The following is a 19,419-nucleotide window of genomic DNA, read 5'->3' as shown; positions in this document are numbered from 1 at the left end:
ACTACTTATCCAGATCACTTAAAGGCTGATTATCAGCATTAAAACTGCCTTTTCAATAGCGGTATTAAAGCGTATCGAAATCAACGCAAAAACCTATATATCAATTAGTTACGTAAAATTTAATATTCAAAACACTTGTATTTAACATTAATCTGGTGTTAACTTTACCGCATATAATCTTAATCAAGAGCAAAATTATGAGAAAAAAGTTTACATTGCTTATGGTGTATATTCTCTGTGGTATCTCTCTGAGTATGGCACAGAATATTACCGTAAAAGGTCTGGTAAAAGACAAGCAAGGATTACCACTTCCCGGTGTATCTGTAAAGGTAAAAGGTACTAACCAGGGGGCCTCTACTTCAGATAATGGAGGATATACGATCAGCGCTCCTCAAAACTCAACTTTAGAATTTACTTTTATTGGTTATAAAACAATAGAAGAAGCGGTAGGCGGCCGTACAAGCATAAACATTACCTTATCTGACGATAACCAACAACTAAACGAGGTTGTGGTAATTGGTTATGGTACTACAACTAAAAAAGATTTAACAACAGCTGTTGTATCTTTATCTTCTAAAGATATCGAAAATCAGCCCGTAACCAATCCCCTACAAGCCATCCAGGGTAAGGCCGCCGGTGTGCAGATTTCTTCACAATCAGGAAAGCCGGGATCCGGTGTAACCGTTACTATACGGGGTAATACCTCAATCAATGCATCCAACAGTCCGTTGTATGTTATAGATGGAGTAACTTCACGAGATGCGAGTTTCTTAAACCCGACCGATATTGAAAGTCTGACCATTTTAAAAGATGCTTCGGCTGCTGCCATTTACGGATCGAGTGGTGCTAATGGTGTTATCCTCATTACCACCAAAAAAGGATCATCCGATAAGATCCGTGCAACCTTTAATGCATTTACAGGTTTTTCTAATCTTTGGCAAAAACAGGATGTATTGAACAGAGATCAATATATCTCCCTGATGAAAGAATTGGGTTATGATACGAATGGATTGGGTAATCAAAATACAGACTGGCAAGACCTCACTTTCGGCACAGGAACACAAAATAGTTATCAAGCATCCATTTCCGGAGGTGTTAAAGGTGGGCAATATTCCTTATCAACAGGTTATCAACAAGATAAAGGTGTAGTATCACCAGCAAAACTGGATAAATATACCATCCACTTTAACGGCTCACAAAACATTACCAAATGGTTAAAATTAACCGGTAACGCCGCTATTACTCAAAATAACTCGGTAGATGTAAGCGACAATGCTAACGTTGCAAGAGGTGGAACCATCTTATCGGCATTAACTACCCCTCCTACCATTGGTGTTTATGCAGCCAACGGCACCTACGCATTTAACCCTTACAAAGGTGGCTCTGAAAACCCTGTGGCCAATGCAAACGCTGCCAGAAATAGAAACAGAAATTTCCGTTTCTTAGGCGCATTTGCTGCTGAAATTAAATTCACACAGGATTTTTCTTTCAAATCGAGCATCAGTACCAACAATAACGATAACAGGTATTCGTACTTTCTAGATCCATATTCAACAGATTATGGCAGGACACAAAAAGGGATTATTAATTCTAATTTCAGTACCGACCATGTTTGGCTAAACGAAAACATTTTAAACTATACAAAAAACTGGGGTAAAAATGCTTTCACGGCTACTGGCGGTATGACTTTGCAACAGTCTAAATATTATTACCTGGCTTATAACGAGCAGAATTTCATTGGTGCAAATGGCCAGCTGTTAGATCATGGCACTTCAATTCCGCCACAATTACCAACGGCATCTGAGTGGTCTAAGCGTTCTTATTTAGCCCGCTTAACTTATGCTTATGATGGCAAATATTTATTCAGCACTAATTTCAGGGCCGACGGTTCATCACGCTTTGGTAAAGAGAATAGATACGGTTATTTTCCTTCAGCATCAGTGGGATGGAGAATTTCCGGCGAGAATTTCTTAAAAGATGTAAAATCGATCAACGATTTAAAATTAAGGGCAAGCTGGGGCAAGGTGGGTAATGATGAGGGTATCGGAGATTATTCTTATTTACAGTTATATAATCCAACTACTCAAGGTTCCTACGTACTTGCACAAATCGGAAACCCAAGGTTGAAATGGGAAGAAACCACACAGACCAACATTGGCTTAGATTTATCGATGTTCAACAGTCGCGTGGTTTTTACTGCTGATGCCTATTTAAAGAAAACCAAAGACCTTTTAATTAACCAGCCTTTGCCTAACTCAATCGGTTTCGGTAGTATTCCTGCAAACGTTGGTAATATGGAGAACAAAGGTTTAGAGTTTGTTTTAACTACCAAAAACTTTATAAAAGATAAATTTACCTGGACAACCGACATCAATTTCTCTTTAAACCGCAATAAAGTAACCAGCTTAGGAGATAAAGTAAATTCGATTACTTTTGGTGGTATTTATGAGCGTGATGCTGCAATCAGAGTGGTAACCGGTCGTCCGTTGGGTAGCTTTTACGGTTATGTTTCAAACGGCGTAGATCCTCAGACAGGAAATATCGTTTATCAGGATTTAAATGGAGATGGTACAATTACAGCAGATGACAGAATGTTTATTGGCTCGGCACAACCTAAATTCACTTATGGTGTTAACAATACCTTTACTTTTGGCAATTTCGGTTTAAACTTCCTTTTCCAGGGTGTTCAGGGTAACCAGATGTTCAACGCATCGAGAATGGAACTGGAAGGCATGAATGATTCAAAAAATCAATCAGCCGTGGTATTGAACAGGTGGACAACGCCAGGACAGATCACGGATATTCCAAGAGCGATAAAAGATAATACGAGCAACACTTTAACTTCCAGTCGTTTTGTTGAAAATGGTGCTTACCTGCGTTTAAAAACCACCACATTATCTTACAATTTTGGTGCCGCTACTTTAGGTAAACTTAAAATGAGTAAAGTCATGTTATATGCATCGGCATACAACTTATTAACTTTTACAAAATACACAGGTTTTGATCCGGAGGTTAACGTAAACTCGGCAAACGGACCTGCAATGGGTATTGATTATGGTACTTATCCGCAATCCAGAACTTTCTTATTTGGTGTTAACGTAGGCTTTTAATTCAGACAACAATGAAATTTAAAATATATTCATTAATCGCAGCAGGTACCATTGCTTTGGCACTGAGCAGCTGTAAAAAAGATTTTTTAGATCAAACTCCCATTACGCAGGTAGGTCCTGATGTAGCTTTTGCAGACGCAGCAGCAGCGGAGAAGTTGATTCAGGGTGCATACGACGGGATGTATAACGACTTTCACATCTGGGACTATATGACCAATGGTGATGTAAGATCAGATAACGCTTATGCCGGTGGAGATAACCCGGCCAATATTCAGTTGGATTTATTTACCGTAAACTCTACAAACGGTAACGTAGGAAGAGATTGGAATGCTTTATATAGCGATATTAAAAACTGCAATCTTATCATTACCAATATTTCAAATATACAAGATCCAAAACTTGATGTAGGTGATAGACGTAAACAGATCCTTGCAGAAGCCAGCATTTTAAGGGCTTACATGTACTTCAATTTAGTAAGAACCTGGGGTTCTGTTCCATTGGTGGTTAAAGTACCGACAACAGATGCCGAATTCTACCCGGCAAAAGCAAGTGTTGATGCCATTTATGCGCAGATCATTGCCGATCTGGAATATGGTGCCGCCAATGCCCGCGTTGCCGGCCCTACCAAAGGTATCATGACCAAAGGAGTGGCCAATGCACTTTTGGCCAAAGTATATGCAAGCAAACCAACTCCGGATTGGAACAAAGTGAATATGTATTGTGATGCCGTAATCGGTGGTGGCTATTCTTTAATATCCAACTACGATTTCCTGTGGGACTCAAACCACAAAAACAATTCGGAAGCCATATGGGAAATGCAGTACGATGGTTACGGAGGTTTACATGGAAACTGGATGCCAAGTGTATTGGTTGGTACAGGATGGAAAAGATTTAATACCCCTACCAATAGTTTGGCAAAAGCATTTGATGATGCGGGTGACGCCATCCGTAAAGCTTCCAGCATTAAATTTAACAATGTAGTATCAGAGGGTTGGAATGATTCTTATTGGTCTAAAACAAGTTATCCATACATCAATAAATACCGTGCAGATGATAAATCTGACAACTACATATTGAGATTAGCAGATATCATTTTATTAAAAGCAGAGGCGGTGAACGAATTAAGTACCTCGGGGTGGTCAACAGCTGCTCCATTGGTTAATCAGATCCGCAGCCGCGTTAATTTAGACGCCACACCTGCTGCAGATCAGGCTTCAATGCGTTTGGCAATTGAAAACGAACGTCGTCTGGAACTCGCTTTCGAAGGTCACCGCTGGTTCGATTTATTAAGAACAAACCGGGTAATTCCAGTTATGAATGCACAGGTTGATGGTACAGGAGCTAACCTGAACTATAACCTTACTGCTTCAAAGCTATATTTCCCGATTCCACAGGATGAATTAGACAAAAATCCTAATGTACGTTAATTTCTTACAAAAAACAGAGGCGGCTATGGTCGCCTTTGTTTTATAACTTAATTTTATGATGTTTAAAAGAACCTTGCTCTCACTTTTCGCTATGGGATGTTTTGTTCACGCCCAGGCCCAGATCAAAAATACAAACCAGGCGAAAATTGAAGCTTTGTTAAGCAAAATGACGCTAGAAGAAAAAGTGGGTCAGATGGCGCAGATTACCCTCGACGTAATCGGAACGGGTAAAAGCCGTTTTGAAAGTGACGAGCCTTTTACACTGGATAAAGCTGCAATGGATAAAGCTTTAATCCAATACCACGTGGGTTCGGTATTAAATACCTCAAACAATAGGGCACGCACGCCACAGGTCTGGTATAAAATTATCAGCGAAATCCAGAATGTAGCCATTAAAAAAGGTAAAAATAAAATCCCCGTAATTTATGGTGTTGATGAAGTTCATGGTGCCACTTATACAGCTGGCGCAACCATGTTTCCTCAGCAAATCGGTCAGGCGGCTACCTTTAACCGCAGTCTGGTTAAAAACGGTGCTTCCATTACCGCCTATGAAACCCGCGCCAGTTCTATTCCATGGAACTTCGCCCCTATCTTGGATTTAGGTGCCGATCCGCGTTTTCCACGCCAGTGGGAAAGTTTTGGGGAAGATCCATATGTGGTTACCGAATTGGGGAAAGCGGCTGTTAAAGGTTACGAAGGAGATGATAATAATGTTGCCAATCCTTATAAGGTTGCTACCTCATTAAAACACTTTTTAGGTTACCAAACACCAACTACCGGAAAAGACAGGACACCTTCATTTATTTCCGATCAGGCCTTAAGAGAATACCACTTACCACAGTTTAAAGCTGCTGTAGATGCTGGTGCACACACAGTGATGATCAATTCGGGTATCATCAATGGTATTCCGGTACACTCCAATTATAATCTTGTTACTAAATTATTAAAAGAAGAACTAGGCTTTAAAGGTTTGGTGGTGACCGATTGGGGAGATATCGAAAATCTTTTTAAAAGAGACCACATTGCAAAAGATGATAAGGAAGCCATTATGCTGGCCATTAATGCCGGGATAGACATGAGTATGATTGCTTATAACTACGAAGTATTCTGCGATAATCTTATTGCACTAGTTAAAGAAGGTAAAGTAAAAAAGGAAAGAATTGATGATGCTGTGCGCAGGATTTTACTGGTAAAATTTGCGACTGGTTTGTTTGAAAAACCGACTACTAATCCTAAAGATTACCCAAAATTTGCCAGTAAAGAGTTTCAGACTGCTGCTTACAATACCGCAGCAGAATCGATCACCTTATTAAAAAACACAGATAACATTCTTCCCTTAAAAAAAGGAATGAAGCTATTGGTTACCGGACCTAATGCAAACTCGATGCGTACCCTGAACGGCGCATGGACGTATAGCTGGCAGGGCGAAAAGGTAGAAGAATTTGCAAAAGATTACCATACGATTTTAGAAGCCCTGCAACATAAAATCGGCACCAATAACATCAAATACCTGCCTGGTGTAAGCTATAAAATGGATGGTAAATATTTTGAAGATTTTGCCGACAAAATGGTTGAAACCATTGCTGCTGCCAAAGATGTGGATGCAGTTGTATTGTGCTTAGGCGAAAACACCTACACAGAATCGCCAGGTAATCTGAGCGATCTCTACCTTTCTGACCTGCAGACGGAACTGGCGAAAAAGATTGCGGCAACCGGAAAACCTGTTATTCTAGTATTGAACGAAGGCCGTCCGAGGATTATCAGCAAGTTCGAAAAGAGTATGACCGCTGTAGTTCAAACTTACCTGCCCGGGAACTATGGTGCTGATGCTTTGGCCGATATTTTATTTGGCGATGTAAATCCCTCAGGAAAACTGCCTTATACCTATCCACAATTTCCTAATGCACTATTTACCTATTACCATAAGCCATCAGAGTCGCGTGAAACTGTTGAAGGCGTTTATAATTATGATTCAGATTATAACCCGCAATATGTTTTTGGCCAGGGTTTAAGTTATACCACTTTCAAATACAGCAATCTGAAAATCAGTCACAATACTTTAAAAGCTGGCGAAACTTTAAGCATTTCTGTTGAAGTAAGCAACACAGGAAACAGAGCCGGCAAAGAAAGTGTACTGCTTTACACTTCTGATTTAGTGGCAAGTGTAATTACTCCAGATGTAAAACGTTTAAGAGGTTTTGAAAAAATCGACTTAAAAGCCGGCGAAAGCAAAACAGTAAAGTTCACCTTGACACCTGAAGATATTGCCGTTGTCAATGTAGAAGGCAAAAAAGTAACCGAGCCGGGCGAATTCAAAATTCAAATTGGTGATCAAAAAATAAACTTTAATTACACCAATTAAACCAATCCTGTATACATGTACATTGCTTATGTCCAGAAGCAAAAGCAATTTTTTTAAATTACATTCCATTTTATACTATGCGAAATACCCTTAAATCTCTAACCAAAACCATAATAATGAAACCCATTTACAACCTGGGCACCGCACTGGCCATCTTGATTGTCGCCTGTGCCTGTAGCAAAAGTCCGAAGACAAGTGAAGAAGATACTTCGACACCAACTTCTACCGGACCGGTTAAAACCGATGTTGCATTTTGGCTAACCAAAGGCGATCAATCTCAATTGTTAAAAAAGCAGAATGTTGCCTTAAACTTTTCTACCACTACCAATAACAACCCCACCATTGAGGTAGATCCAGCCACTACTTTTCAAAGCATTGATGGTTTCGGTTATACCCTGACTGGTGGTAGTGCAAGTTTAATTAATGCTTTACCTGCTGCAGCACAAGATAAGCTATTAAACGAGCTGTTTGCTGGCACCGATGCCGCCATTGCTGTAAGTTACCTTAGAATAAGTATTGGGGCATCAGACTTAAGCGCTACCCCTTTTACCTATAACGATCTGGCGGACGGAGAAACGGATGATAATTTAGCAAAATTCTCTATCGCCAAAGAACAGGCTGATTTAATTCCGGTGCTAAAAAAGATTGTAGCCATCAATCCTTCGATTAAAATTTTAGGTTCACCATGGACGGCCCCTGTCTGGATGAAAACCAATAGAAGTTTTATCGGGGGCAGTTTAAAGCCAGAATATTACCAAACCTATGCAAAATATCTGGTGAAATACATTCAGGCCATGAAAACAGAGGGTATTGTAATTGATGCCATCACGCCGCAAAATGAGCCATTACACCCCGGTAATAATCCAAGTATGTACATGACGGCTTTAGATCAGGCCAATTTCATTAAAACAGCATTGGGTCCGATTTTTCAAAGCAGCGGAATCAAAACCAAGATTATTGTGTACGACCACAATGCTGATAAGCCTGAATATCCGATTACTATTTTAAATGATGCAGATGCGAAAAAATACGTAGATGGTTCTGCATTTCACTTATATGCCGGTCCTATTACGGCACTTACGCAGGTGCACAACGCACACCCCGACCGTAATGTTTATTTTACCGAACAATGGGTTGGTGGTCCGGGCAATTTTGCCGAAGATTTAAAATGGCATGTATCTACCCTGATTGTTGGTGCCACAAGGAACTGGAGCCGCAATGTGTTGGAATGGAATTTAGCTGCAGATCCCAACTACAACCCACATACCGATAAAGGTGGCTGTACCACTTGCTTAGGCGCTATTACCATTGCCCCGGCGGTAAGCAGAAACGTAGCCTATTATGTCATTGCACATGCATCCAAATTTGTAAAACCAGGTTCGGTGAGGATTGCATCAAATATCACAAACAACCTTCAGAATGTAGCATTTAAAACACCTGATGGCAAAAACGTACTGATTGTTTGCAATAATAACAGCACCGAAACCGCTTTTAATATTAAATACAATGGTAAAGCGGTAGCCACCAGCTTAGATAAAGGTGCAGTAGGTACTTATATTTGGTAAAAATCTTATCGTTTAATTGTTAGTTGGCCCCGCACATGGGGCTTTCTAGTTTATATACTTTTTGGCAGGTACTTTGCTACATAATCAAAATCAATCCGATAAGAAAATGAAAAACATAATTCCAGTATTAGGCCTTGCCACTTTATTTATGGCTGCTTGCCAGGGCGGTACAGCTAAAAGGACACAGGCCAAAATAGACTCTACTATTGTAAACAACGCTGAAACCGCATCAGATTCCACACAATGTTATCAATACATTAAAAACCGCGATACCGCTACCCTATCGTTAAAAACAATTGATAATAAATTAACAGGTACCTTGGGCTATAACTTATACGAAAAAGATAAAAATGCAGGCACTATAGCCGGTATTGTTAAAGGTGATACCATAATTGCTAACTATATTTTTCAATCAGAAGGCAAAACATCAATAAGAGAAGTAGCCTTTTTGAAAAAGGGCAATCAGTTAGCAGAAGGATTTGGTGATGTGCAGGAAGTAAACGGAGAAAGCAAGTTTAAAGACCAGAGCAAACTAAAGTTTGATGGATCGATGACTTTTGAAAAAATTGATTGTAAATAATACTTCGTCATATCAATCCAAAATTCGTCGTTTCGACCTTAGTGCCCGCCTGTGCGGACAGGCCTGCCCGTACAGGCGGGGAGAAATCTATAGTCTAGTATCATAGATTTCCCGACTTCGTTGCACTTCGCTCGAAATGAGGGCAACTCCAAGAAATTTATTACCTAAATATACCGGGCAGTGTTGACTTTTTACTTTCCCGGGCATTGAATTTATAAATCCTCAAACCTTTCCCAAAAACCATCAACAGGTAATTTGGCGAATATATTTACAGGTTCCTTTTTTACCGGGTGCATAAACTGTAATCTACGGGCATGCAGGCAGATGCTTCCTTTTCTGCTTCCACGTGGATAACCATATTTATTATCGCCCATAATTGGGCAACCCATTGAGGAAAGCTGAACCCTAATCTGGTGTGAACGACCAGTTAACGGATCAACTTCCAAAAGATAATAATCGCCTACCTTGGCTTTTACTTTATAGGAAAGCTCGGCCCGCTGGCTGCCGGTAACTTCTGTATTATAATAAGAAACCACATTCTTCTGCGGGTTTTTAACCAACCAGTGGATCAAAGTTGCCGATTCCTTTTCGGGTTTATTTTTTACCACGGCCCAATAGGTTTTCTTTACTTCACGGTTTTTAAATACAGCATTCATTCGTTCTAAAGCCTTACTGGTTTTAGCAAACAATATTACGCCACTCACCGGGCGGTCTAAACGGTGCACTACCCCTAAAAAAGCGCCATTGGGTTTGTTGTATTTTTTAGCGATATACTTTTTAACCTGTTCATCCAATGGTTCATCGCCGGTTTCATCAACCTGCACAATATCACCTGCTCTTTTATTGATAGCGATTAAATGATTGTCTTCAAAAAGGATGTCGTTATCGGTAATTGGCATCGGTTAGTTCATTGGTTCATCCGTCATTAGCTTATTTGATAGGCAAATCGTCTAATGCGAAAGTTTATTGGTTAATCAGTTAGCTGTTTAATTATTTAAAGTTGGATAGTTTATCAGCGCCTTAAGAAACGCCAAACTCAAAACGCCCAACTCCAAGCTTAATATTGTTCTTTTTCGTTCGGGAAATCATTTCCCTTAACATCGCGGATGTACGATTGTGCTGCACCTAAAATTTCGTCGTAAAGGTTAATATATTGGCGTAAAAAACGCGGTTTAAATCCCTTGGTTAAACCAATCATGTCATTTACCACCAAAACCTGTCCATCACAGTCTGGCCCGGCACCAATGCCAATAGTCGGGATATGCAGGCTTTCTGTAACTTCTTTGCCTAGTGCGGCAGGAATTTTTTCCAATACAATGGCAAAACAACCGGCAGCCTGTAAAGCCAAAACATCAGTTTTTAACTTATTTGCCTCTTCTTCTTCCTTGGCCCGAACGGTATAGGTTCCAAATTTATAAATAGACTGAGGGGTTAAGCCCAGGTGTCCCATTACAGGGATTCCTGCCGTGATAATGCGTTGAACAGATTCGATAATTTCTTCTCCGCCCTCGAGTTTAACACCATGAGCGCCTGATTCCTTCATAATTCTGATCGCCGAGTTCAAAGCTTCTTTTGAATTCCCCTGATAAGAACCGAAAGGTAGATCAACTACCACGAATGCGCGTTTAACCGCTCTGATTACAGATGCCGCATGGTAAATCATCTGATCTAACGTGATGGGCAAAGTAGTTTCATGACCAGCCATTACATTCGAAGCAGAATCGCCAACCAATAAAACATCTAATCCTGCATCATCGAGAATGGTTGCCATGGAATAATCGTAGGCGGTTAACATCGATATTTTTTCACCGCGTTGTTTCATTTCCTGTAAAATGTGCGTGGTGATGCGTTTGATTTCTTTATGTACCGACATGGGTTTTGTTTTGTGTTGCCAAAAGTATTGTTTTTTCTTTAATTAAGCTGAAGACGAAAGGTAAAAGACCAAAGCAATCTCAAACTAAAATCATTTTTAATACTGATGTGACTTTAACACTTTCAGCATTAATCTTTCTTCTTTTAGCTTCTGCCTTTTTCACTTTTCTCTTTACATTACAAATCTTAAACGCTATCTTTGTACCCCGAAATGGAAGGGATATATTCATCTTTTTTTGCACCCTGCAAATACGGCTTTAATGCCGAAAGCCATTGTCTTTTCAACTCTTTTTTAAATCAAAATCCATATTGTAATTACCATGACTAACTACACCAAGTTACCTGCGATTTTATTACTGGCCGACGGCACGGTTTTTTACGGCAAAGCAGCCGGAAAAATTGGCACTACTACCGGCGAAATTTGTTTTAATACCGGGATGACAGGTTACCAGGAAATTTTCACAGATCCGAGTTATTTTGGACAGATAATGGTTACCACGAATGCACATATTGGTAATTATGGTATCCACAAAGATGAAATTGAATCGGGTACAATCAAAATTGCTGGTTTGGTATGCAAAAATTATAACATTGTTTATAGCCGTAAAGAAGCAACAGAATCTATTCAGGATTATTTCCAGAACGATAACCTGGTTGCTATTTCAGATATTGATACACGCGCTTTAGTTCGCCATATCAGAGATAAAGGCGCCATGAACGCCATCATTTCTTCTGAAATTACCGATCTGGATGAATTAAAACAAAAGCTGGCCGAAGTACCATCAATGGAAGGTTTAGAGCTTTCTTCTAAAGTAAGTACCAGCGAACCCTATTTTTATGGTAACCCTGAGGCAAGCTTAAAAGTGGCAGCACTCGATCTGGGTATCAAGAAAAACATTTTACGCAGCTTTGAAAACCGCGATATCTACGTTCAGGTTTTCCCGGCTAAAACCACTTTTGCCGAAATGGAAAAATTTAGTCCTGATGGTTATTTTATTTCAAACGGTCCTGGCGATCCTTCAGTGATGCCTTACGCAGTAGAAACCATTAAAGAGATATTAGCAGAAGATAAACCATTGTTCGGGATTTGCTTAGGTCACCAATTATTGGCAGAAGCTAACGGTATCGGTACCATGAAAATGTTTAACGGTCACCGTGGATTAAACCACCCGGTTAAAAATATTATCAAAAACCATTGCGAAGTTACCTCACAGAACCATGGTTTTGGTGTAGTACCTGATGAGGTTAGAAATTCCGAAAAAGTAGAAATTACACACGTTAACTTAAATGATAAATCAATTGAGGGAATCCGTGTTAAAGGCAAAAAAGCATTCTCAGTTCAATATCACCCGGAATCTTCTCCAGGCCCACACGATTCTCGTTACTTATTCGATGATTTTGTTGAAGTAATGAAAGGTGAATTAACCTGGTAAAATTTAGTTTTTCTATTAAAGCATTAAAACACTGCTCATTTCGATTGGCAGTGTTTTTTTATTTAAATTAGAATATGTTCAAAAAACGCTTCGTAATATTTTTAGCTGTTTCTACCTGTCTGTTTAGCTCATGCATCTCCAGGTTATCACGGCCAGCCATATCTGGTACTATATTAGATTATGAGAACAAACCCATTGCGGGTTGTCGGGTTGGCGAAACCGTTACCGATGCAAATGGTAAATTTTACCTTAACGAAATCAGGTACAATAAATTTTTCTTTCCTGAAATATTTATGATGGAAGCCCCTCCGCTTCATTTTTCTGAAAACATTAAAAAAGATGGGTATTTAAGCTATAATATAGAAGGATTTAACCGTTTTGGAGGCGGACAAAGCAAAGGTGCGTCAATTACGATAGATACCCTATACCTCAAAAAAATAAATGAAGTAATAAAGCCAGAAGATTATATCTATACAAAATGGAAGTTTGCCGCAAATAAAAACCTGGATACACTATACGGTACTAACGCAAATTTTAGGCTTCGGAACCAAGTAACCAACGACATGAATTTTATCGGAAAGATCCAAGATGGATTAATCTACAAATTTAATTCAACCAGGAAACCAGATAGCGCCTGGAGTGCCGAATCATACAATCTAAAAACTACTTATTTCGTATCGCTTAAACCCAATGGCACTTACTCAGGGAAAAAGATACGGGAGTTCCAAAACCCGTGGAAATACAGGAAGGAATATGACCGTACTTACAGGGAATCATATGTTATTCCAAGTGACAGTATCGATACCAAGGGAACATTCATTCTTTCAAAAGATAAAATTGTTTTTGATCAGGCATTTAACAAAGCAAAAAACAGTTATAAAATTGATTCAATAGATCGGGACATTATCATTTTAACCAGAAAAAATAATAATTGATCGCTTTACCTACCCCAAACATCATTTTACCGACATTTTCGGTTATCTGTGATAAAATTCATTTCCTATTCATTTAAAGCTCCTTACATTCGCAACATGGAAACAAAAAAAGCCATTATCAGCGTTAAAGATCTGGTAAAAAAATATGATGACTTTGTGGCCGTTCAAGGGCTTAGTTTTGAAGTTTACGAGCATGAGATTTTTGGCCTGCTTGGCCCTAACGGTGCCGGCAAAACCACTACCCTCGAAATTATCGAAACGTTGAGAGATAAAACATCGGGTGAAATTATTGTTGATGGTTTTTCTGTTGACAAAAATCCACAGCAAATTAAACAGATTATTGGCGTGCAGCTACAGGCTGCTGGCTATTACCCCAATCTAAACCTGATTGAACTGATTGAACTTTTTGCCGGTTTATACGGTGCCAACATTAAACCTATGGAGATGCTGGAGAAAGTAAACCTTCAGGATAAGGCCAAAGCTAAATATAAAGCACTTTCAGGCGGGCAAAAACAGCGCTTTTCTATAGCGACAACCCTGATCAACCAACCAAAGATTATTTTTTTGGATGAGCCTACAACAGGTTTAGATCCACAGGCACGCAGAAATCTTTGGGACCTGATTACAGAAATCCGCGATGCAGGCACTACGGTTGTCATTACCACACACTACATGGACGAAGCTGAACAGCTTTGCGATCGTGTTGCTTTTGTGGAACGCGGACAAATTATCGCTTTAGATACGCCCGACAACTTAATAGACCAATTAGTAAGCAGTGGTTTTGAGCGTAAGAAAGAGGTTAAAAAAGCTAACCTGGAAGATGTTTTCATCAACCTTACAGGTCAGGAATGGCGTGAATAAGCTCGAGCCCTCAGAAGAAGGACCTACAAACATAGTGTACTTCATATAGTTTTAAAATCAAATCCAGCAGAATCAATATGCAAAAAGATATACATGAAAAAAATCTAAACTCCCCTTCAAAGGTAGGAGGCTATAGTAATACCAAAGCAACGCTGGCCCTCGCCAAAGCAAGCTTCCGTTCTATTATGCGGAGTCCTTCGGCAGTGGTTTTTACCCTTGCTTTCCCCCTGATATTTATCCTCGTTTTTGGCTTTCTGGGCGGCGGCGGAACCCGTATTGATGTTGGGGTTACACCAGGTTCTGATATAAATAACCCGGTAATGGGCATGCTCGAAAAAACAGGTATGATCCGTTTGGTAAAAGATAAATCAAAAGCTGAATTTGATAAATTACTGGAAAAAGGGAATGTTGATGCGATGATTGATATTCACAGAAAAATAAATTCTGCCGCTTATTCGGTTAATGTGGTTTATACTTCGGCATCAAGAGATAAAGGCGGGATTTTAAAATCAGTTTTAAATAACATCTTTTACGATAAAACCTTAAAACCAACTGTTGCAGAAATTAAAGAAAGTACCATTACAGGGCGCGAGTATAAAACAATTGATTTTATCCTTCCTGGTCAATTGGGTTTTTCGCTATTAAGCACCGGCGTTTTCGGAACAGCGTTCGTATTCTTAAGTCTGCGCCAAACCCTGGTTATCAAACGCTTTTTTGCAACTCCGGTAAGGCGTTCGAGCATTGTAATCGGTGAAGGGATTGCCCGCATAGGCTTTGCTTTAATTGGCGCTTTATTTATCATTTTAATTGGCCATTTCTTTTTTGGCTTTACGCTCGTCCACGGAGCGCTTACGGTCGTCAACATGCTTATACTGGCTACTCTCGGTGTCATTGTGTTTATGGGTTTTGGCTTTATTATTTCAGGCATTGCCAAAAGCGAAAGTATGGTACCTCCGATATCGAACATTATTACCCTGCCACAGTTTTTATTATCGGGCACATTCTTTTCTATCGAGGCTTTCCCAGGTTGGTTACAGCCAATTAGCCGGGCCTTACCACTTACCTATTTAAATGATGCCATGCGCAAAGTAGCTTTTGAAGGTTTAGGCCTATGGGATGTTAAATTCCAGATCATGATTTTACTGCTCTGGGGTATTTGCATTTATGCAGTAGCGGTAAAAGTATTTAAGTGGGAATAAGGTAACTTAAAAGCATTTTAAAATGATAACATAAACGTTATCATTTTTTTTTGGAGGAAAAATTTTAATATCGGATAGTTTAATTTTTTATATCATCCGATATTACTATATTTGGGTATGTGGGATTTTGATTTAAGCGATTTAGAAGAGCTATTACCTCAAATAGAAAGGTTATACGAAAAAAAGGCCAGGTTAGAAACTTCAAGGCCATTACCTAATAGCGCCTTGCACCGCATCAAAGAAGACCTTACTCTAGAGTGGACGTATAACTCCAATAGCATAGAGGGAAACACTTTAAGCCTGAAAGAAACCCAGATGGTTTTACAGGAGGGCATGACGGTTAAAGGCAAATCGCTAAGAGAACATTTCGAAGCTTATAACCACGAAAAAGCTATCGATTACCTGTACACTTTGGTCAATAAAAATTATACACTCAGAAGCATTGACATTTTATCGCTTCATGGCCTGGTACTGAGAAGTATTGAAGATGATTACGCCGGCCGTTTAAGAAATGGTGGTGTACGCATTGTAGGCGCAAATTTCACACCCTCAAATGCCAATAAGGTTTCTGATCTGCTAGATCAGCTGATCACTTTTATTAAGGATAACCCACTGGGATTAAATGATATTGTATTGTCTACTATTTTCCACCATAAATTAGTTTGGATACATCCTTTTTTTGATGGGAACGGGCGTACTGTCAGGCTTGCCATGAATCTACTGCTCATTCGAAATGGCTTCCCTCCAGCCATCATTCTTAAAAACGACAGAAAGAAATACTACGAAGCACTTAATCAGGCCAACAAAGGCAATTACCATAAACTTTGTTTATTAATGTTGCAGGCTTTAGAGCGTTCGTTAAATATTTACATTAATGCATTGCCCGGAAACCATTATGGAGATTACGAACCCATATCCAATATCGTTTCAGAACCTGATGTGCCATATGGCCAGGAATATGTGAGCTTATTGGCGAGGCAAGGCAAAATTGATGCTTATAAAGAGGGCAGAGATTGGCTTACCACAAAATCTGCAGTACAAAGCTATATCAAAACACGAAAAAGAAAACGTTAACCTTTTTTAACTTTTTGGTGGACGATATTGACGTAATTTTACTAAAAAATTTTTAATGAAAAGTTTAATCATCTTTTGTGGTATTTTACTTATTACCGGTACTTCGGAAGCACAATTTAAATTCCTGGCAAACAACAGTTCTGACCAATACAAGGCTAAAATTTTTGTGGATAAATGTGAAGGAAATGCTTGTGGCGGGAAAGCCACGATTATTGTTTACGATAAGATTACAAACAGGGAGATAGACACTTTTCATTCTGAAGACCTGGATTTCGGCTTAACCGAATCTCAAAATGCTAAACTCGGATGGCTGGAACTTGGCAAATATCAAACACCTTTAATTTTCGGCGATTTTAATTTCGACGGTATGGAAGATCTTGCCATCAGAAACGGGAATAATGGCGCCTATGCGAGCCCATCATATGAGATTTATTTAAGCTCAAAAGAAAACAAATTTGTAAAGAGCGGGGAACTTACCAAACTGGCCAGTGAGAACCTGGGCATGTTTGATTTTGATAAAAAAACAAAGCAAATTGCTATTCATCAAAAAGATGGCTGTTGTTTTGATAAAACCATCAATTATAAATTCGATGCTAAAAACGTACTGTACGAAGAGTCATCGGTAATTGAAGATTCGAGCATTGCCGATATGGTTACTGTGATTACTCAAAAAATGGTTGACGGCAAGATGAAAAGAACGGTTCAGAAATTTAAAATGAAAGATTATTATAATCAATAAGTCGAATTTTCAACCACAGATACACACAGATAAATAGAATTTCTGGTTGTCATATCCCTGATCCGATAACTATTGGATTTATTTCAGGGTCTATCCTCTATCAAAGATGCTGACCACGAAGTAGCTACAAGGCAATTGAAAATAATATTTCTTCCTTGTAAAATAAATTCAGCATGAGATGACGATGCATGTTTACAGTGCAGCTTTTACCAAAAATGGCAATATTTCTTTCTGAAAACTCACAAAGTTTTTACGAACGTCAGAATCGCTAACTGAAGTAAATGCGAATGAAAACACGATACTTTTACTGGCTTTTAGCAAAAATGCCAATCCTTCCCTTCTTGCCGGATTATTTTTAAAGTTATCCAATTGCAGGTAAGCGGCCAACAATAAAGCTTCCAACTGATCTGATAAATGTTTTAAAAACTCCTGAGAGTTTGCATTTTCGCGCACAAAATCCCATCCGATAAATTCATTACATGCCGTAAATGACAATCGGCTTGTTTTCATTACCAGTGCTTTTAAGTGTTCTTCTTCAGAAGCGTAACTTACTTTATTATTTAATATCTCATAAAGGTTCTGATCCAGGTAGTCCATCAGAATACTATCCAGAACCTGCTCTTTACTCTCAAAATATTTGTAAATGGTTGCTTTGGCTATGCGGGCTTTTTTAGCAATTTCATTTACACTGGTTTTATGATAACCGTATTTTCTAAATAATTCTTTGGCAGCCTTTTTTACTGTTTCTTTTATTTTTTCAGCTTCCATTTTAATTGCTTACATGTATTAGTGTGTTGCCTTGCAGAGAAACATTGTATGCTTTTAAACTCCTTTGTGCGGGTGCTTTTTGCGGACTACCATCATACAGTAAAAATTTAGCTCCTGAGCAAGGGTCGGTTGCAGTAACACCACTATCATCGGGCGCTACCCTACAAATCTTTTCCGGGTTTACGGTGCTGCATCGATCAAAACAAACATATCCAAAATCAGTTTTAACAATAAGCAATCCACCGACTCCCTTATCTGGAACCACCAAAACTGTATTATTAATGGCTTTCAGGCTAAATTCCGTTATGGTTACATTGTAATTTACAGGTACATCTGGGATGTAACCTCCATCTTTACCGCAACCCGTGACCATCAGGAGTATAAACAATATACTATATAGATATTTCATCATTAAATTAAAGCAGATTTAAATTGCTTTAAGAAACGTGCATCATTCTCTGAAAATAAGCGCAGATCTTTAATTTCATACTTTAGATTGGCGATACGTTCTATCCCCATTCCAAATGCAAAACCACTGTATTTTTTTGAATCAATGCCACAGTTTTCCAAAACATTCGGATCTACCATACCACAACCTAAAATTTCTACCCAACCACTATATTTACAGAGCTGGCAACCAGCACCTTTACAAATGGTACAGGAAATATCCATCTCTGCGGATGGTTCGGTAAAAGGAAAATATGATGGACGGAAACGCACTTTTGTACCTTCTCCATATAATTCCTGCACAAAATAAAATAAAGTCTGCTTTAAATCAGCAAATGAAACATTTTCATCCACATACAAACCTTCTATCTGATGAAAAAAGCAGTGTGCACGGGCAGAAATGGCTTCGTTACGGTAAACGCGGCCTGGCATAATTGCCCTAAATGGCGGCTGGCCTTGCTCCATCATGCGCACTTGTACCGAAGAAGTATGCGTACGTAAAGCGATATCGCCTTTCTCGCCTCCTTTTTTAATAAAGAAAGTATCCTGCATATCTCTTGCAGGATGTTCTTCAGGGAAGTTTAGGGCCGAGAAATTATGCCAATCGTCTTCAATTTCAGGACCTTCTGCTACAGTAAAACCTAGTTTGGCAAAAATCTCTACAATTTCTCTACGCACCAGGGCCAAAGGATGGCGTGAACCAATTTCGAAACCTTCACCTGGCAAAGTTAAATCCAATTGAGAATTTTCAGTTTTGATATCGGTGTTTTCCGTTGCCTCTTTTAGCGTAAGGTATTTTGATTCAGCTAATTGTTTAAACTCGTTTAAAACCTTACCCAAAGATCTTTTTTCTTCAACAGAAACAGACTTGAATTCGTCGAAAATCTCTTTTATGATGCCTTTGCTACCTAAATATTTAATGCGGAATTGCTCTAACTCGTCTGCTTTTTCAGTTACGAAAGCATTAATTTTCTCGGTATATTGTGTTATTTTGTCCTGTAACATGGCTTCAAATATACAGCAAATTATCCAATAATTTTAGGACCA

16 protein-coding genes are annotated in these 19,419 nt (G+C 39.0%); 11 read left to right on the top strand and 5 right to left on the bottom strand.

Annotated elements, in window-relative coordinates:
- The first annotated feature begins 197 nt into the window (after positions 1–197).
- The 5 genes from BLR60_RS16495 to BLR60_RS16475 all read left to right on the top strand — a co-directional run bounded on the left by BLR60_RS16495 (position 198) and on the right by BLR60_RS16475 (position 9,044).
- Positions 198–3,110, top strand: coding sequence for a SusC/RagA family TonB-linked outer membrane protein (locus tag BLR60_RS16495; RefSeq protein ID WP_090501784.1), 2,913 nt, complete (start codon positions 198–200; stop codon positions 3,108–3,110).
- An 11-nt stretch (positions 3,111–3,121) separates the two neighbouring features.
- Positions 3,122–4,537 carry a RagB/SusD family nutrient uptake outer membrane protein gene (locus tag BLR60_RS16490; RefSeq protein ID WP_090501782.1) on the top strand — a complete coding sequence of 472 codons (1,416 nt, stop codon included), beginning with the start codon at positions 3,122–3,124 and terminating at the stop codon, positions 4,535–4,537.
- A 55-nt stretch (positions 4,538–4,592) separates the two neighbouring features.
- The gene (locus tag BLR60_RS16485) at positions 4,593–6,899 is read left to right on the top strand and encodes a glycoside hydrolase family 3 N-terminal domain-containing protein (protein WP_090501780.1); all 2,307 of its coding nucleotides are present in this window, start codon (positions 4,593–4,595) and stop codon (positions 6,897–6,899) included.
- Positions 6,900–7,015: 116 nt separating this feature from the next.
- Positions 7,016–8,464 (top strand): glycoside hydrolase family 30 protein, encoded by a 1,449-nt coding sequence (locus BLR60_RS16480; protein WP_090501880.1) that lies wholly within the window; start codon positions 7,016–7,018, stop codon positions 8,462–8,464.
- Between the two features lie 106 nt (positions 8,465–8,570).
- A complete protein-coding gene (locus BLR60_RS16475; protein WP_090501777.1) occupies positions 8,571–9,044 on the top strand; it encodes a hypothetical protein in 474 nt (157 codons plus the stop codon).
- Positions 9,045–9,256: 212 nt separating this feature from the next.
- On the opposite strand, the gene BLR60_RS16470 is transcribed toward BLR60_RS16475, so the two are convergent.
- Together BLR60_RS16470 and panB are read right to left on the bottom strand one after the other, a co-directional pair.
- Positions 9,257–9,943, bottom strand: a complete 687-nt coding sequence (locus tag BLR60_RS16470; RefSeq protein WP_090501775.1) for an RluA family pseudouridine synthase — start codon at positions 9,941–9,943, stop codon at positions 9,257–9,259.
- Positions 9,944–10,101: 158 nt separating this feature from the next.
- Complete coding sequence (panB, locus tag BLR60_RS16465) at positions 10,102–10,917, bottom strand: 3-methyl-2-oxobutanoate hydroxymethyltransferase (RefSeq protein ID WP_090501772.1); 816 nt, start codon at positions 10,915–10,917, stop codon at positions 10,102–10,104.
- A 319-nt stretch (positions 10,918–11,236) separates the two neighbouring features.
- On the opposite strand from panB, the gene carA reads away from it, so the two are divergent.
- The 6 genes from carA to BLR60_RS16435 all read left to right on the top strand — a co-directional run bounded on the left by carA (position 11,237) and on the right by BLR60_RS16435 (position 17,157).
- Positions 11,237–12,349, top strand: a complete 1,113-nt coding sequence (carA, locus tag BLR60_RS16460; protein ID WP_090501770.1) for a glutamine-hydrolyzing carbamoyl-phosphate synthase small subunit — start codon at positions 11,237–11,239, stop codon at positions 12,347–12,349.
- A 74-nt stretch (positions 12,350–12,423) separates the two neighbouring features.
- Positions 12,424–13,284, top strand: coding sequence for a transthyretin-like family protein (locus BLR60_RS25100; RefSeq protein WP_208600658.1), 861 nt, complete (start codon positions 12,424–12,426; stop codon positions 13,282–13,284).
- Between the two features lie 96 nt (positions 13,285–13,380).
- On the top strand, positions 13,381–14,145 hold the full coding sequence (locus BLR60_RS16450) for an ABC transporter ATP-binding protein (protein WP_090501767.1): 765 nt from the start codon (positions 13,381–13,383) through the stop codon (positions 14,143–14,145).
- A 77-nt stretch (positions 14,146–14,222) separates the two neighbouring features.
- Positions 14,223–15,344: an ABC transporter permease gene (locus BLR60_RS16445; RefSeq protein WP_167354767.1), complete on the top strand. Its 1,122-nt coding sequence runs from the start codon at positions 14,223–14,225 to the stop codon at positions 15,342–15,344.
- Between the two features lie 117 nt (positions 15,345–15,461).
- On the top strand, positions 15,462–16,418 hold the full coding sequence (locus tag BLR60_RS16440) for a Fic family protein (RefSeq protein WP_090501764.1): 957 nt from the start codon (positions 15,462–15,464) through the stop codon (positions 16,416–16,418).
- Between the two features lie 55 nt (positions 16,419–16,473).
- Entirely contained in the window at positions 16,474–17,157 is a 684-nt protein-coding gene (locus BLR60_RS16435) for an XAC2610-related protein (RefSeq protein ID WP_090501761.1), read from the top strand.
- 192 nt (positions 17,158–17,349) lie between these two features.
- On the opposite strand, the gene BLR60_RS16430 is transcribed toward BLR60_RS16435, so the two are convergent.
- The 3 genes from BLR60_RS16430 to pheS are packed head-to-tail and all read right to left on the bottom strand — an operon-like array spanning position 17,350 to position 19,377.
- Complete coding sequence (locus BLR60_RS16430; protein ID WP_090501759.1) at positions 17,350–17,925, bottom strand: TetR/AcrR family transcriptional regulator; 576 nt, start codon at positions 17,923–17,925, stop codon at positions 17,350–17,352.
- Between the two features lies 1 nt (position 17,926).
- Entirely contained in the window at positions 17,927–18,337 is a 411-nt protein-coding gene (locus BLR60_RS16425) for a Rieske (2Fe-2S) protein (RefSeq protein ID WP_090501756.1), read from the bottom strand.
- Positions 18,337–19,377, bottom strand: a complete 1,041-nt coding sequence (gene pheS, locus BLR60_RS16420; RefSeq protein WP_090501753.1) for a phenylalanine--tRNA ligase subunit alpha — start codon at positions 19,375–19,377, stop codon at positions 18,337–18,339. Before pheS ends, BLR60_RS16425 begins: the two co-directional genes overlap by 1 nt.
- Positions 19,378–19,419: the final 42 nt, after the last annotated feature.

This window comes from Pedobacter terrae (genome assembly GCF_900100705.1).
Lineage (GTDB): Bacteria > Bacteroidota > Bacteroidia > Sphingobacteriales > Sphingobacteriaceae > Pedobacter > Pedobacter terrae.
This window is presented reverse-complemented; position numbering and strand designations above follow the sequence as displayed.